Origin of the sequence: Rahnella sp. ChDrAdgB13 (assembly GCF_017655185.1) — a bacterium.
Taxonomy (GTDB): Bacteria; Pseudomonadota; Gammaproteobacteria; order Enterobacterales; family Enterobacteriaceae; genus Rahnella; species Rahnella contaminans.
This window is the reverse complement of record NZ_JAEMGT010000139.1, coordinates 1-14,694: the sequence shown is the minus strand read 5'-3', so window position 1 is coordinate 14,694 and position 14,694 is coordinate 1. Positions and strand designations below refer to the sequence as shown.

The window sequence follows — 14,694 nt, the reverse complement described above, 5'->3', positions numbered from 1 at the left end:
GCGTAAGGATTGCCTGAGAAAGTCAGCGACGAGGGGAGCTTTTATCTAAATCCGATTTATTCAACAAAGCCACACAAGCTATGAAACATTCTATTTTAATACGACCGATAACACGCCGTATTATCAGGGCTACGTTGGGTTCAATAACGGGCAAGACCTCACGACGCAGGGCAATATCTCGCCGGGGATTAACAATGCTGTCGTTCGTGGTGTGATCTCGACCTATTATCTGAACGCCAATGCCAGCGAAAACGCACTGAACATCACCAACAGCACCGTCCGCGGCATGATCACTTCTCAGTGCATGACCACAAACTGCGCCGCAGATACCCTGACAAACGCGGGCGTATTGTCATTAACCGTTGATAATTCGACGATTGATGACACCTACGAGCATTACAATTATGTCAACAATGCCAACGTGGCGGGCAGCATTGATACTTACAATCTGGGCACTGCCATTACGCTGGACCAGCAAAGTAATATCGTTTTGCGTAATAACTCCCGTGTGGCGGGTATTACATTAACGCAGGGTTATGACTGGGCAGCAGATTCAGCAAATAACGGCACTTCGTTTAATAATAACGTGACAATCAGTGATTCCGCGCTGACGTCAGGTGCCTGGTCTGAGCTGGATAACTCAGGTTTCTACGGTCAGTCCGGCAAACCTTCTGATTACCATAATGGTACAGCGGGTTGGGATGATGTAGCGCTGGATGTCAGCGATTCTGCTGATGCCGTTCATTCGATGAAAACCAACGTGGTATTAGACCATTCCACGCTGACCGGCGATGTCGCATTTGCCAGTACCTTCAATGCGAATTTCTATCCGGCAGGGCATGACTCAAATGCGGATGGCACGCTGGATACCAATGGCGGCTACGCGCAGGATTCCCTGAATCAGGATGAATTAAACCTGACGCTGCAAAACGGCAGCAAATGGGTCGGCGCGGCCATGTCTTCGGTTGAATCGACGGCCACTTTATATGATGTGGCACCGAACAGTATTCTTCCTGAATCTGTTTACGACACCAGCGGCCACGTGGCCGGCAATCAGGTTTTCCAAAGCGGTCTGTTTAATGTCGCACTCGATACCGGTTCCCGGTGGGATACGCGCGGTAATTCCAATATCGACACGCTGACCGTGAATAACGGTTCGCTGGTGAATATTACCAACGCGTCTTCCTTGCTGGCGGATTCTGTTTCGCTCAACAATCTGTCCGGGCTGAACATCGCCAATGACGGTTTCGTGGCGACCGATACGCTGTCCCTCGACAACCAGAGCCAGGTTTCGCTGTTAAATGAAGGCGCAGAACTTTACGCAAACCAGATCACCGTTGACCGTCAGTCTCAGCTGAATTTAGGTCTGGGTCAGGTGGAAAGCCGCAATATGACGCTGGCTAACGGCGGCACATTCAACGTGGGAAGCCGTGCTTACATCCTGAATTCTGATCTGAATTCGACCGCAAGCCAGGTTCGTCAGGAGCAGGGTATCGTTGCCCTGAATTCTGATGGTCATCTGTCAGTGAATGGCGATGTGAACGGTAACTTCCGCGTCAATATCAACGACGCCACCGGCAAAGGCAGCGTTGCTGATTATAAAAACAAAGAAGTGATTCGTGTGTATGACAACAACACGGCCACTGCGGCAACGTTCACCGCCAACAATAAGGCCGATCTGGGTGCTTACCGTTATGAAGCGAAACAGGTTGGCGACACCGTTGTTCTCAAACAACGTGGCCTGACCGATGCCGCCAATATTGCCCTGAGCATTCCGTCCGCGAACACCAACATCTGGAATCTTGAGCAGGATACGCTGGCAAACCGCCTGAGCGCTGGTCGTCATTCCGGTGATGCAGGCGGCGTGTGGGCGAGCTACACAGGCGGTAATTTCAATGCCGATGGCAGCACGGTTTCCTACGATCAGGACGTCAACGGCATCATGATCGGTGTCGATAAAATGATTGAGGGCGATGCTAAGTGGATGCTGGGTATGGCCGCAGGCTTCGCGAAGGGTGATGTTTCTCATAAGAGCGGCAGCCTGGATCAGGATACTCAATCCGCACGCGTGTACGCTTCTGCCCAATTCGACAACCATGTCTTCTTAGACAGCTCACTGAGCTACAGCCGCTTTAGCAACGACCTGACCAGCGGTATGAGCGACGGGCAGCATGTTACGGCTGACAACGCTACCGACGGCTGGGGCTTTGGTCTGAAACTGGGCTACGACTGGGCGTTCAACGAAAGCGGTTATGTCACGCCGTATGCCGCCATTAGCGGTCTGTTCCAGAACAACGACAGCTATAAAGTGAGCAACGGGATGAACGTGGGTAGCCAGTCTTACAACAGCCTGCGCTACGAAGCCGGTGTTGATGCGGGTTACACCTTCAATTACGGCAGCGAACAGTCCCTGACGCCGTTCGTGAAACTGGCATATGTCTACGATGACGCGGGCGATAACGATGCACGTATTAACGGTGACCGTATCGACAACAGCATGAACGGTTCTGCGGTTCGCGCAGGGGTGGGCGGTCAGTTCAACTTCAGCAAAAACTTCGCAACTTATGCCGATACTGCTCTGCTGAAAGGCGGGGATGTTGACCAGGACTGGTCTGCAAACGTCGGTGTGAAATACCGCTGGTAATATCGGGTAAACGTCAGAAACGTTTAACCTGATTGCCTGAAATACGACTCCGGGCATACTTCACAAGGCTGTGAGTATGCCTGTTCGCCAATAACCTTACTCAATCTTGTCGGTTTTATACTATGTCAGAAAAACCACTGGAAATACTTCAGCAACTTCATGACTGTTTAATGGCAGAAGGTGTCTCTTTTACTTTTAATAAAGGAGAAAAGATTCAAATTGAGCAGGAAGAAAAGGAAAATATTGTCTATTTCCTCGAGTCGGGCTGTGTGTTTATTTATAATGAAGAGAAAGAATGGCTTCTGGATGTCGTCGATTCCGCTATGTTACTGGGCGCATCGGGCATCGTTTTCAAAGAATACGAAGGTTCCTGTGCCGTTGCTGTTAACGTCTGCCAGGGGTTCTGGCTGACCGCCAGCCGGGCAAAAGCGCTGCTCAATCAGAGCAATCTCTGGTATGAACTGAGCATCTGGCTGAGCTATCTGGCCTTCTACCTGAAACACCGTGAATGTGATCTGTTAGGCTCAAACAACTATTGTATTGTCCGCGCGATGTTAATCCGTATGCAAAGGATCAGGCCTGAGGTTCGCCAAAAATTAGGCGTTCTGGAGTTTATCCAGCAGCGCTCAAAAATATCGCGCACCGTGATTGCAGAAATACTCTGTGAATTACGCAAGGGTAATTATATCGAGATGGACAAGGGGAAATTAATACAGATAAACCGTCTCCCGGCGAATTACTAATTTCTGACTGAATGTTATTGGCGTCAACACCGGTGAATTAAAATCAATCACAGAACGGGTAACCAAACCCGATAATAAAAAGCCTTTTTGCCCCGGAGTTTTTGCGCATTCCGGGGCATTTTTTTACGGGTCTACCGCTTCGCTTTATCCCGGCGCGGCCTCACTGCGATATCCGTAATCTGCGTATCGTCGCTGGCGCTGACCACCAGACGCACCGCCGCCGCCACCGATTCCGGCGTGCTGTATTCGCGCGGATCAATGGCGTCAAAATTGCCCTGACTTTCGCGGGTTTTGCGGTTCATCGGCGTATCCGTTGGCCCCGGCGCAACGGTGGAAACGCGCAAGCCGTGCTCCGTTTCTTCCTGACGCAACGCATGGGCTAGGGCGCTCAGTGCGAACTTAGAGGCACAGTAGACCGTATTCCCGCCATCTGCTTTTGTCCCCGATCCCGAACCGATAAATACCACCTGACCTTCCTGTTTTCTCAGCGCCGGTAATGCCAGACGGGTGAACTCCGCTGGTGCGAAAACGTTGATAGAAAACTGCTTTTGCCACTCCTCCGGCGTCGCCTGTTCAAGGCGCAGTGGTTTGGAAATCGCCGCCGAATGTACCAGCACATCAATCACCGGTAACTCACGAACAAACTGCTCAACGGCACTGAAATCCAGCAGATCGATTTCAACCGCCTCCACGTTTTCGACCAGCCGCAGCGCAATCAGGCTGTCTTTATTACGCCCGAGCGCATAAACCTGATGATCGCGTGCCAGATTATGAACAATGGCCAGCCCGATACCGCTGGTTCCGCCGGTAACAACGGCGACAGGGAGTGAACTCATGATGTTTTCCTTGTGGTTTTTATTCAGGCTAACACCTGGCAGAGGTGTGATCGACGCACTTAATTGGCTTAGCATTTATGGCAGATGGGAAAGCGAATGATTCTCGATTGTAATAATAACTATTATCAATTATCATCCAATTGTGAATTTCTGGTCTGGTTATGTAACTTCCTATGTCCGCAAACGTTGCCGTTTCCCCGGTTCGTGCTTTTGAAGCACTTTACAGCTCGCATCACCGCTGGCTGAAAAACTGGCTCCAGTTCAAACTGGGGTCCGCCAGTGACGCAGACGATCTGGCGCAGGACACCTTTATGCGCGTTCTCACCGGCAATACCGCACAGGAAATTCGCGAACCCAAATCCTTTTTATGTACCGTTGCCCGCCGCGTGATGGTGGATTTTTTCCGCCGCAACGCGCTGGAACGTGCGTATCTCGACATGCTGGCGCTGATGCCGGAAGAACAGATGCCGTCGCCCGAACAGCGGCAATGTCTGCTCGAAACCCTGCAACAAATCGATACGATGCTCGACGGGCTGGGCGAGAAAGTGCGTCAGGCATTTTTACTCTCACAGCTTGAAGGGCTGACGTATCCGGTGATCGCCGAACGTCTGAACGTGTCGGTCAGCTCGGTCAAAAAATACATGGCGAAAGCCACCGAACACTGCCTGCTGTTCAGCATAGAACACGGCTGATTCCGATGAATACGTCCCTGACCGATAACCAGCGCCTGTCGCTGAAAATAGCCGCGCAGTGGTTCGCCACCTTGTGCTCGGGCGAGGTCACGCCGCAGCAAAACCAGAAATGGCAGCAGTGGCTGGCGCAGGATGAAGATCATCGCTGGGCGTGGCAGCGCGTGGAATCGTTGCAGGGGCAACTGCACAATATGCCCGGTAAATTCAGTTATCAGACGCTTAACCATGCGCGCCAGCAGTCGGATGTCACCCGCCGCCGTGTTCTGAAAAGCCTGGTGGTGTTGCTCGGTCTGGGGGGGACATGGGAAGCCTGGCAGTCGTCCGCCAGGCAGGGTTTGCTGGCCGATGCACGCACGTCTACCGGCGAAATCAAAACCCTGCGCCTGCCGGATAACTCACAGCTTTCGCTCAATACTGCCAGCGCCGCCGATATCCGTTTTACCGACACACTGCGTCTTATCCGCCTGCATCAGGGCGAAATCAGCATTATCACCGCGCGCGATAATCAGCCGGTTCCGCGGCCATTTCTGGTCGAAACGCAACAGGGTATGTTACGCGCGCTGGGCACGGAATTTATCGTGCGCCAGCAGGATGGCGCCACGACGCTGAAGGTGCTCAAACACGCCGTGGAAATCACGTTGCGCGACCGGCCTGCGGGCGGTTTGCAAATCAGCGAAGGCCACGCGGTGCGCTTTACCGGCAGTGCTTTCGGTGATGTCACCGCGGTAACCGGCGGTGCAGGGAGCTGGACCCACGGCGTGCTGAGCGTCAGCGACTGGCGTCTGGCGGATGTGATTGCCGAGCTGGCCCGTTACCGCCACGGTCATCTGAGCTGCGACCCGTCAGTGGCTGATTTACGCATCAGCGGCACGTTCCCGCTGAAAGATACCGACAGCGTGCTGGAAATTCTTTCACGAACACTTCCCGTGAAAATTCAGACGGCTACGCGTTACTGGGTGAAAGTGGTGCCTGTGTAATGTCCCGGTAAAATTCTTCCCGCAAATAAAAATGATAAATAATCGCATTCGCGGTTGTCCCTTTTCCATTCTCATCCGACTCCTGAGTAACACCTAAAAAACTGCCTGAAAAATCACACAGTAAAAAACATAAAATCGGAGACGGTATGTCCATTTCACGCTCACGCGTTATTCGTTCTTTTCGCAAAACAACACCACTGGCGATTGCCATTCACTGCGCCATTCTTCCTGCCGCACTGCTGACGTCGCTGCCGGTAGCCGCCGCGGTGCAGTCTGCGTCTTATCAAATTGCGGCCGGGGATCTGGATACCGCGCTGAACCAGTTCGCGGCCAAAGCCGGGATTACGCTTTCTGTGGATGCCTCGCTGACGCGTGGAAAACACAGCAGCGGCTTGCAGGGGAGTTACACTGTCACTGATGGTCTGACGACGTTACTGGCAAACAGCGGGCTGGAAGCCAGACCGCTGGGCAATAATGCGTTCACTCTGGCGGTTATGCCTGCGCCGGTGCAGGTACCGGAATCCCTGACGGTGGTCGGAGACTGGCTGGCGGACGCGCGTGAAAACGATGTTTTTGAGCACGGCGGGGCGCGTGATGTGATCCGCCGTGAAGATTTTGTGAAGACCGGCGCGACAACCGTTCGTGAAGTGATGAACCGCATTCCGGGCGTCAATGCGCCGGAAAACAACGGTACCGGCAGCCATGACATGGCGATGAATTTCGGCATCCGTGGCCTGAACCCACGTCTCGCCAGCCGTTCAACCGTGCTGATGGACGGCATTCCGGTGCCGTTTGCACCTTACGGCCAGCCGCAACTTTCCCTCGCGCCGGTTTCACTTGGCAACATGGATGCGGTGGACGTGGTGCGTGGCGGCGGTGCGGTGCGTTACGGACCGCAAAGCGTCGGCGGCGTGGTGAACTTTGTCACCCGCGCCATCCCGAAAGATTTCGGTATCGAAGCCGGCATGGAAGGGCTGCTCAGCCCGACGTCCAGCCAGAATGACCCGAAAGGCACCGGCAATCTGATGGTAGGCGGCACGGCGGATAACGGTCTCGGCGGCGCGCTGCTTTACTCCGGCACGCGCGGCAGCGACTGGCGCGAACACAGCGCCACCAAAATTGACGATGTGATGCTCAAAACCCGTTACGCGCCGAACGACGTCCACACGTTCAACAGCCTGCTGCAATATTACGAAGGCCGCGCGGAAATGCCGGGCGGTTTATCCCGTGCCGCGTATAACGCCGACCGTTTTCAGTCCACGCGCCCTTATGACGAATTCTGGGGCCGCCGCCAGCTGGCGAGTTTTGGCTATCAGTATCAGCCCGACCAGCAGCATAAATTCAATGTGCAAACGTTCTACACCTACACGCTGCGCAGCGGTTATCTCGATCAGGGTAAAAACCTGACGCTTTCCCCGCGCCAGTATTGGGTTCGCGGCGTTGAACCGCGCTACAGCCAGAGCTTCAACCTCGGCCAGACCGCGCATGAAGTGGGCGTCGGTTACCGTTATGTCAGCGAATCCACCCACGAATTGCGCTATTACAGCCCGGCCAAATCCGGCGTTCTGCCGACCGGCGACAGCCCGTATGACCGCGATACGCAATCCGGCACGCAGGCGAATGCGTTTTATGTTGATGACCGCATTGACGTCGGCGACTGGACCATCACGCCGGGCATGCGTTACGAGCACATTCAGTCGTATCAGAACAACTACATCAAAGGCACCAGGCAGGAAATCAGCTACAACGCGCCGCTGCCTGCGCTGAACGTCGTTTATCACATGAACGAGGCGTGGAATATTTATGCCAATACCGAAGGTTCTTTCGGCACGGTGCAGTACAGCCAGATTGGCAAAGCGGTGGACAGCGGCAGTATCGAGCCGGAAAAAGCCCGCACCTGGGAGCTGGGAACGCGCTTTGATAACAGCGTTGTGAAAGCGGAAGTCGGGCTGTTCCTGATCAACTTCAACAATCAGTACGACTCCAACCAGACCACGGACAGCGTCACCGCGCGCGGAAAAACCCGTCATACCGGTCTGGAAAGCCAGATTCGTTACGACCTCGCTGATTTGTCGCCAAAACTCGAAAACTTCTCCGCTTACGCCAGCTATGCGTATGTGAATGCCGTCATTCGTGAATCCGGCGATACGCAGGGCAACCAGGTACCGTTTTCCCCGAAAAACAAAGGCACGCTGGGGCTGGATTACACGCCGGGCAACTGGTTCTTCAACGTCAACAGCGAATACCAGTCCGGCCAGTTTGCGGATAACGCCAACACCGTCGAAGAAAGTGCCGACGGCAGCACCGGTCGCATTCCCGGCTTCATGCTGTGGGGCGCCCGCGCCGGTTATCAGTTTGGCCCGGACATGGCGAACCTGAATCTGGCCTTCGGCGTGAAGAATATCTTCGACCACGAATACTTCACGCGTGCGTATGACGATAACAACAAAGGGATTTATGCCGGACAGCCACGCACGTTGTATATGCAGGGTTCCCTGAAATTCTGATGGTTTAAAACGCCGGGCTTAGCGTGACGACGCCCGGTTTTTCCCTTCTCACACGCACAGAGGTCCTATGTCTTTCTTCTCCCGCTTTGCGCTTTTTATCGGTTTATGTTTTTCGCTGGGCACCGTGCAGGCCGTGACGGTGACTGACCAGCAGGGCACTTTTACGCTCGATACGGCGCCTGAACGCGTCGTCGTCCTGGAGCTGTCTTTCGTGGATGCGCTGGCCGTGGTGGATGTCAGCCCGGTGGGCGTGGCCGATGATAACGACGCGGAACGTATTTTGCCGGAAGTGCGCCAGCGTATCAGCGCGTGGAAATCCGTCGGCACGCGATCGCAGCCGAGCCTCGAGGCGATTGCCGCGCTGAAACCGGATCTGATTATTGCCGACAGCAGCCGTCATGGCGGCATTTACGCCGCGCTGAAAGGGATTGCGCCGACGCTGATGCTGAAATCCCGCAACGAAACCTACAATGAGAACCTGGAATCGGCGGCGATCATCGGCAAAGTGCTGGGGAAAGACGCGCTGATGCAGCAGCGTCTGGCGGAACATCATCAGCGGATGCAGGCGTTTTCCAGTCAGTTACCGAAAGGCACGCAGGTGGTGTTCGGCACCTCGCGCGAACAGCAATTTAACCTGCATACGCGCGATTCCTATACCGGCAGCGTGCTGACCTCGCTCGGGCTGATTGTGCCGGAACCGGTGAATCAGCAGGCGCTGGCCAACATCAGTTTCGAGCAGTTGCTGGCGATCAACCCGGACTGGCTGATTGTCGCGCACTACCGTCAGGAAAGTATTGTGCGTGCATGGCAGGAGGATCCGCTCTGGCAAATGATGAAAGCCGCGCAAAAAAATCAGATTGCGGCGGTCGATGCTAACGTCTGGGCGAGAATGCGCGGGGTGTTTGCCGCTGAGCATATCGGCCATGACGTGGTGCAGATTCTGCATCATCAGGCGCCTGCCACCGCACCATGAAAGCGGTGAAAACGATCGTAACGGGGTGGCGCTGGACGCTGCCTCTGCTCATATTGAGCGTCATCTTCTGGCTGACGCTTTTTTGCCGTTCTGCGGTGCCGATTGGCGCGGTGGAATCTCTGCGCGCGCTGATTCCCGGCCCGCCTGCAACACTGGCGCAGGCGCTGGTGCTCAACCTGCGGTTACCGCGCAGCCTGGTGGCGATGTTGCTCGGTGCCAGTCTGGCGCTGGCGGGCAGCCTGCTGCAAACCCTGACCCGCAATCCGCTGGCGTCTCCCTCGCTGTTTGGCATTAACGCCGGTGCATCGCTGGCGATGGTGGTGGTCAGCGCACTCAGCCCGCAGTTGTTTTCGGGGTTCAGCATTGCGCTGGTGGCAGCCGCTGGCGGCGGTATCAGCTGGAGCATGGTGATGCTGACTGGCGGCGGATGGCAACAGGCGGGTGACCGCAGCCGGTTGATCCTCGCCGGAGTGGCCGTGTCGGCGCTGTGCGCTGCGCTGGCAAAAGCGACGCTGATCCTCTCAGAAGATCACGCATACGGCATTCTCAACTGGCTGGCCGGAGGCGTCGCGCACGCCCGCTGGCCGGAGTTCTGGCATCTGTTCCCTTTCACCCTCATTATCGCGCCCTGGGTTTTGCTGCTTGCCAGCCGCCTGAACCTGTTACAGGTGAGTGATGAAAGCGCGCAGACGCTCGGCGTAAACCTGCCGCGCTTGCGGCTGATTATCAATCTTATGGTGTTATTGCTGGTCGGTGCCTGCGTCAGCGTCGCCGGGCCTCTGGCGTTTATCGGGCTGCTGGTCCCGCACATTTCCCGCTACTGGATTGGTTATGATTTACGCCGCATGTTGCCGGTGAGCATGATTTTTGGCGCAACGCTGATGCTGCTGGCGGATTTGCTGGCGCGTTTTCTGGCGTGGCCGGGTGAATTACCGGCAGGCGTAGTGCTGGCGCTGATTGGCGCGCCATTCTTTGTCTGGCTGGTGAGGACGCGCACATGACCCGGCAGTTCACGGTATTCACCGTTCTGACCAGCCTGTTGCTGCTGACCTTCGTGATTTCGCTGCGTTACGGCACGCACACGCTGACGTTTGAACAAATGCGTCTGGCGTTCGCACCCGCCGATGACAACCATTTTCCGCTGATCGAATATCGCCTCCCGCGCGCGCTGCTGGCGGTGCTGGTCGGTGCGGCGCTGGCGCTTTCCGGCGTACTGGTGCAGGGCATTATCCGCAATCCGCTGGCGTCGCCGGACATACTGGGCGTTAACCACGCCGCCGGACTGATGTCGGTCAGCGCGCTGATGCTGTTCCCCGCGCTTTCCGTGCTGTGGCTGCCGCCGCTGGCCTTCCTGGGTGGGATAGCCGCGTTTGTGTTGCTGCGCCTGATGTCCGGCCGTTCCGCGCCTTTGAAGCTGGCGTTGACCGGCGTCGCGCTGACCGCATTTTACGCCAGCCTGACCGATTACCTGATGCTCTCGCGCCCGATGGAAATCAACAGCGCTCTGCTGTGGCTGACCGGAAGTCTGTGGGGACGCGGCTGGAATTTCGTCGAAATCGTCGCGCCGTGGTTGCTGATATTACTGCCGCTCAGCCTTGGGTTCTGCCGCGATCTGGACGTTATGGCGCTCGGCGACGAAAGTGCCTCGACGCTGGGGATCCGCGTTTCCCGCGTACAGCGTCTGGTGTTATTGCTGGCCGTCGCACTGGCCGCCATCAGCGTTGCCGCCTGCGGGCCGGTCGGGTTTATCGGGCTGGTCGCACCGCATCTGACCCGTAAACTGGTCGGCGGAAGGCACCGCGTTTTGATCCCCGCGTCAATGCTTGTCGGGGCGCTGATTTTACTGCTGGCCGACGTGCTGGCGCGCACCCTGCATCCGCCGCTGGAGCTGCCTGCGGGCGTTTTAACGGCGGTGATAGGCGCACCGTATTTCTTCTGGCTCTTGATGAGAACCCGCTGACTATGCAACTGAGTGCAGAAAATCTGTACGCCGGATACGGCAATAAATCCATTCTGAACGGACTGTCGGTGACCCTTCCGGCCGGAAAAATCACCGCGCTGATCGGCCCGAACGGCTGCGGAAAATCGACGCTGCTGAAATGTTTTTCCCGCCTGCTGACGCCGGAGTCCGGGACGTTGCGGCTGCAAGGAGACGATATTTCCCGGCTACAGGGCCGCGCGCTTGCCCGCAAACTGGCGCTGTTGCCGCAACAACACGTCGCGCCGGAAGGGATCCGCGTGCGGGAACTGGTCGGCTATGGCCGGAGCCCGTGGCTGAATTTATGGGGCAGGCTGGGGGAGCTGGATCACGCGAGGGTCTCGCGCGCGATGCAAGAAACGAATATTGGTGATCTGGCCGAAAAATTAGTCAGCGAGCTCTCCGGCGGACAGCGTCAGCGCGTGTTTCTGGCGATGGTGCTGGCGCAGGATACGCCGCTTGTTTTGCTCGACGAGCCGACAACGTATCTCGATATCAGCCATCAGGTTGAGCTGATGAATTTACTGCGCCGCCAGAATCAGCAGGGCAAAACGGTGGTCGCTGTGCTGCATGACCTCAATCAGGCCAGCCGTTATTGCGATTATCTGGTCATGATGGCGGCCGGAAAAATAGTTGCACAAGGCTCGCCGGAAGCCGTAATGACGCCTGCGCTGCTGGCACAGGTCTTTGATATTGATGCGCAAATCCATCCCGAGCCGGTTTCCGGTATGCCGATGTGCATTGTGAAATAGTTTTTCATTTTTCGTTGTCATTGTTTTCTATCGACTTGTCTGTTTTGAACTACACTTTTTGCACCCCTACGCGCCAGAGAGCGCAAGACAAAGATAACGAGAAAAACACGATGATTATTTCTGCATCAACGGACTACCGCGCGGCGGCAAAAAGTAAATTGCCGCCATTTCTGTTTCACTACATCGACGGCGGCGCGTACAACGAACACACCCTGCGCCGCAACACTTCGGATCTGGCCGATATCGCCCTGCGTCAGCGCATCCTGAAAAACATGTCCGATCTCAGCCTTGAGACGCAGCTGTTTGGCGAAAAACTGGCAATGCCAGTGGTGCTGGCACCGGTCGGCCTGACCGGCATGTACGCACGTCGTGGTGAAGTTCAGGCGGCGCGCGCGGCAGCCAAAAAAGGCATTCCGTTCACGCTTTCTACCGTTTCCGTTTGTCCGATTGAAGAAGTCGCACCGGCCATCGACCGCCCGATGTGGTTCCAGCTTTACGTCTTAAAAGATCGCGGATTTATGCGCAATGCGCTGGAACGCGCGCAGGCGGCAGGCGTGAAAACGCTGGTCTTTACCGTCGATATGCCGGTGCCCGGCGCACGTTATCGGGACGCTCATTCTGGTATGAGCGGCCCGAACGCCGCCGCGCGCCGCATGTTGCAGGCCGTTTTGCATCCGCAATGGGCGTGGGACGTCGGCGTAAACGGCAAACCGCATGACCTCGGCAACGTTTCAGCCTATCTCGGCAAACCGACCGGGCTGGAAGATTACATCGGCTGGCTGGGCACCAACTTTGACCCGTCGATATCGTGGAAAGATCTGGAGTGGATCCGGGAGTTCTGGAAAGGCCCGATGATCATCAAAGGCATTCTTGACCCGGAAGACGCCAGGGACGCCGTGCGGTTTGGCGCAGACGGCATCGTGGTATCGAACCACGGCGGCCGCCAGCTCGACGGCGTGCTTTCCACTGCGCACGCGCTGCCTGCCATCGCTGACGCCGTAAAAGGCGACATCACCATTCTCGCCGATTCCGGCATCCGCACCGGCCTGGACGTGGTTCGCATGATCGCGCTCGGCGCCGACAGTGTGCTGCTCGGACGCGCCTTCGTCTACGCGCTGGCCGCGGCAGGTGAGGCGGGCGTCATCAACCTGCTGACTCTGATCGAAAAAGAAATGCGCGTCGCCATGACGCTGACTGGCGCGAAATCTATTTCAGAAATCAGCGCCGAATCGCTGGTCTACGGGCGAAGCGTGCGGTGATTTGATGCCGGAAAGGCAGCGATAATGTTTGTGAGGTGTCGCTGTCTATCTGCTTTTTGAATATCTCAATTTTCCAGATATCCATGGGAGAAATGCGTATAAGTAACGGCCTGTAAATATGTCAGCATAGATTTGTCCGGGTTAATCCTCAGGGCGCCATCACCTCAATTAAAAAAGTTAATTTTAGGGAATGTCTATGCTGAAAAATATCGCTCTGCCGGTTTCTAAATCGCTTTCTTTTGCAGGTCGTCTGACGGCTGTTGCAGCATTGCTTTCCTCCTTGTCCGCCTGGGCGGCAGAGCCGTTGCGCGTGCAGGCCGATCCGGTCCCTCATGCGGAAATTCTGGCGTATGTGCAGAAAATCGACCCAAGTCTGAATCTCAAAGTGATCGAAATTCCGAGCGGGGTGAATCCGAATGAATTGCTGGCGCACGGCGATGTAGATGCCAACTATTTCCAGCACGTGCCGTATTTGCTTTCGCAGGAAAAGGCGCTGAAAGAGAAGTTTGAAGTCGCCGCGACGGTGCATATCGAGCCGCTCGGCGTATATTCCAGCCGTCACAAAAGCTATGCGGAAGTGCCGCAAAATGGCACCGTTGCCGTCCCGAATAACGAAACCAATCTCAGCCGCGCGTTGTATTTACTGCAAAGTCAGGGGCTGATTACGCTGAAACCGGGCTTCACCGATCCGGCGAAAAATCAGGCCACGCCGCGTGATATCGCCACCAACCCGAAAAACCTGAAGATTCTGGAAGTCGAATCCCCGCAAATCCCGCGTTCATTACCGGATGTCGATCTGGCGGTCATTAACGGTAACTTCGCGCTGGAAGCCGGGCTGAGCCCGGCAAAAGACGCGCTGGGGCTGGAGAAAGCGAAGGGAAATCCTTACGCGAATATTCTGGTGACGACCGAAAAACTTAAAAATGATCCACGGATTAAGCAACTGGCGAAAGATCTCGAATCGCCGCAGGTCGCAGAGTTTATTAAAGAGAAGTTTAAAGGATCGGTGTTACCGGTGGCGGCTGCGAAAAGTTGATTTTTGGGCTCGCCGCCCAAGCTGGCTTTTAGGTCAAAACCGTGGGCGCCGGCCCACACAGGGTTAAGGAGCGTAAACGCGCTCCTTAACTTTTTAACTGCGCGCTGCCGCTCACCGTCCCGGTTATACCCGATACGGCGAGCATCTGCGAGCCAAAATCAGAAGCTATAACTCGCTGTCACCGACACATTTCTCGGCTCGCCGTACACTACGTACTGGCTGACACTGTAGTGGTTTACTGAATTTGGCCACCTGAACAGAGGTGATATGCTCACCTCAGAACAACACAGGTGCTCC

Annotated in this window: 11 protein-coding genes and 1 pseudogene; 11 read left to right on the top strand and 1 reads right to left on the bottom strand. The window is 55.8% G+C overall.

The annotated features are described in order from the left end of the window. Positions 1-67 precede the first annotated feature (67 nt). Together J8X26_RS24915 and J8X26_RS24910 are read left to right on the top strand one after the other, a co-directional pair. Positions 68-2,644, top strand: a pseudogene (locus J8X26_RS24915) (autotransporter outer membrane beta-barrel domain-containing protein); the annotation flags it as partial. A gap of 122 nt (positions 2,645-2,766) precedes the next feature. Next, the gene (locus tag J8X26_RS24910) at positions 2,767-3,387 is read left to right on the top strand and encodes a helix-turn-helix domain-containing protein (protein WP_165060156.1); all 621 of its coding nucleotides are present in this window, start codon (positions 2,767-2,769) and stop codon (positions 3,385-3,387) included. Between the two features lie 131 nt (positions 3,388-3,518). On the opposite strand, the gene J8X26_RS24905 is transcribed toward J8X26_RS24910, so the two are convergent. After that, on the bottom strand, positions 3,519-4,223 hold the full coding sequence (locus J8X26_RS24905; protein WP_165060159.1) for an SDR family oxidoreductase: 705 nt from the start codon (positions 4,221-4,223) through the stop codon (positions 3,519-3,521). A 173-nt stretch (positions 4,224-4,396) separates the two neighbouring features. On the opposite strand from J8X26_RS24905, the gene fecI reads away from it, so the two are divergent. The 9 genes from fecI (at position 4,397) to J8X26_RS24860 (ending at position 14,397) form a co-directional block, all read left to right on the top strand. After that, on the top strand, positions 4,397-4,915 hold the full coding sequence (fecI, locus tag J8X26_RS24900) for a ferric citrate uptake sigma factor FecI (RefSeq protein ID WP_165060162.1): 519 nt from the start codon (positions 4,397-4,399) through the stop codon (positions 4,913-4,915). A 5-nt stretch (positions 4,916-4,920) separates the two neighbouring features. Then, positions 4,921-5,892 (top strand): ferric citrate uptake sigma factor regulator FecR, encoded by a 972-nt coding sequence (gene fecR / locus J8X26_RS24895; protein ID WP_208952287.1) that lies wholly within the window; start codon positions 4,921-4,923, stop codon positions 5,890-5,892. Positions 5,893-6,038: 146 nt separating this feature from the next. Further along, positions 6,039-8,399, top strand: coding sequence for a TonB-dependent Fe(3+) dicitrate receptor FecA (gene fecA / locus J8X26_RS24890; protein WP_208952286.1), 2,361 nt, complete (start codon positions 6,039-6,041; stop codon positions 8,397-8,399). Positions 8,400-8,466: 67 nt separating this feature from the next. Beyond that, positions 8,467-9,372 carry a Fe(3+) dicitrate ABC transporter substrate-binding protein FecB gene (locus J8X26_RS24885; RefSeq protein WP_208952285.1) on the top strand — a complete coding sequence of 302 codons (906 nt, stop codon included), beginning with the start codon at positions 8,467-8,469 and terminating at the stop codon, positions 9,370-9,372. Further along, positions 9,369-10,373 (top strand): iron-dicitrate ABC transporter permease FecC, encoded by a 1,005-nt coding sequence (gene fecC, locus J8X26_RS24880; protein ID WP_208952284.1) that lies wholly within the window; start codon positions 9,369-9,371, stop codon positions 10,371-10,373. The genes J8X26_RS24885 and fecC overlap by 4 nt, the downstream gene beginning before the upstream one ends. Continuing rightward, positions 10,370-11,332, top strand: a complete 963-nt coding sequence (fecD, locus tag J8X26_RS24875) for a Fe(3+) dicitrate ABC transporter permease subunit FecD (protein ID WP_152326574.1) — start codon at positions 10,370-10,372, stop codon at positions 11,330-11,332. The genes fecC and fecD overlap by 4 nt, the downstream gene beginning before the upstream one ends. A 2-nt stretch (positions 11,333-11,334) precedes the next feature. Then, entirely contained in the window at positions 11,335-12,102 is a 768-nt protein-coding gene (gene fecE, locus J8X26_RS24870; protein WP_208952283.1) for a Fe(3+) dicitrate ABC transporter ATP-binding protein FecE, read from the top strand. A 110-nt stretch (positions 12,103-12,212) separates the two neighbouring features. After that, positions 12,213-13,361: an FMN-dependent L-lactate dehydrogenase LldD gene (gene lldD / locus J8X26_RS24865; RefSeq protein ID WP_152326572.1), complete on the top strand. Its 1,149-nt coding sequence runs from the start codon at positions 12,213-12,215 to the stop codon at positions 13,359-13,361. Positions 13,362-13,557: 196 nt separating this feature from the next. Further along, the gene (locus J8X26_RS24860) at positions 13,558-14,397 is read left to right on the top strand and encodes a MetQ/NlpA family ABC transporter substrate-binding protein (RefSeq protein WP_165060178.1); all 840 of its coding nucleotides are present in this window, start codon (positions 13,558-13,560) and stop codon (positions 14,395-14,397) included. Positions 14,398-14,694 lie beyond the last annotated feature (297 nt).

What these genes read in the sequence shown, in the direction of transcription:
- J8X26_RS24910 (WP_165060156.1), top strand. Translation starts at nt 2,767, where the DNA reads ATGTCAGAAAAACCACTGGAAATACTTCAGCAACTTCATGACTGTTTA.
- J8X26_RS24905 (WP_165060159.1), bottom strand. Translation starts at nt 4,223, where the DNA reads ATGAGTTCACTCCCTGTCGCCGTTGTTACCGGCGGAACCAGCGGTATC.
- fecI (WP_165060162.1), top strand. Translation starts at nt 4,397, where the DNA reads ATGTCCGCAAACGTTGCCGTTTCCCCGGTTCGTGCTTTTGAAGCACTT.
- fecR (WP_208952287.1), top strand. Translation starts at nt 4,921, where the DNA reads ATGAATACGTCCCTGACCGATAACCAGCGCCTGTCGCTGAAAATAGCC.
- fecA (WP_208952286.1), top strand. Translation starts at nt 6,039, where the DNA reads ATGTCCATTTCACGCTCACGCGTTATTCGTTCTTTTCGCAAAACAACA.
- J8X26_RS24885 (WP_208952285.1), top strand. Translation starts at nt 8,467, where the DNA reads ATGTCTTTCTTCTCCCGCTTTGCGCTTTTTATCGGTTTATGTTTTTCG.
- fecC (WP_208952284.1), top strand. Translation starts at nt 9,369, where the DNA reads ATGAAAGCGGTGAAAACGATCGTAACGGGGTGGCGCTGGACGCTGCCT.
- fecD (WP_152326574.1), top strand. Translation starts at nt 10,370, where the DNA reads ATGACCCGGCAGTTCACGGTATTCACCGTTCTGACCAGCCTGTTGCTG.
- fecE (WP_208952283.1), top strand. Translation starts at nt 11,335, where the DNA reads ATGCAACTGAGTGCAGAAAATCTGTACGCCGGATACGGCAATAAATCC.
- lldD (WP_152326572.1), top strand. Translation starts at nt 12,213, where the DNA reads ATGATTATTTCTGCATCAACGGACTACCGCGCGGCGGCAAAAAGTAAA.
- J8X26_RS24860 (WP_165060178.1), top strand. Translation starts at nt 13,558, where the DNA reads ATGCTGAAAAATATCGCTCTGCCGGTTTCTAAATCGCTTTCTTTTGCA.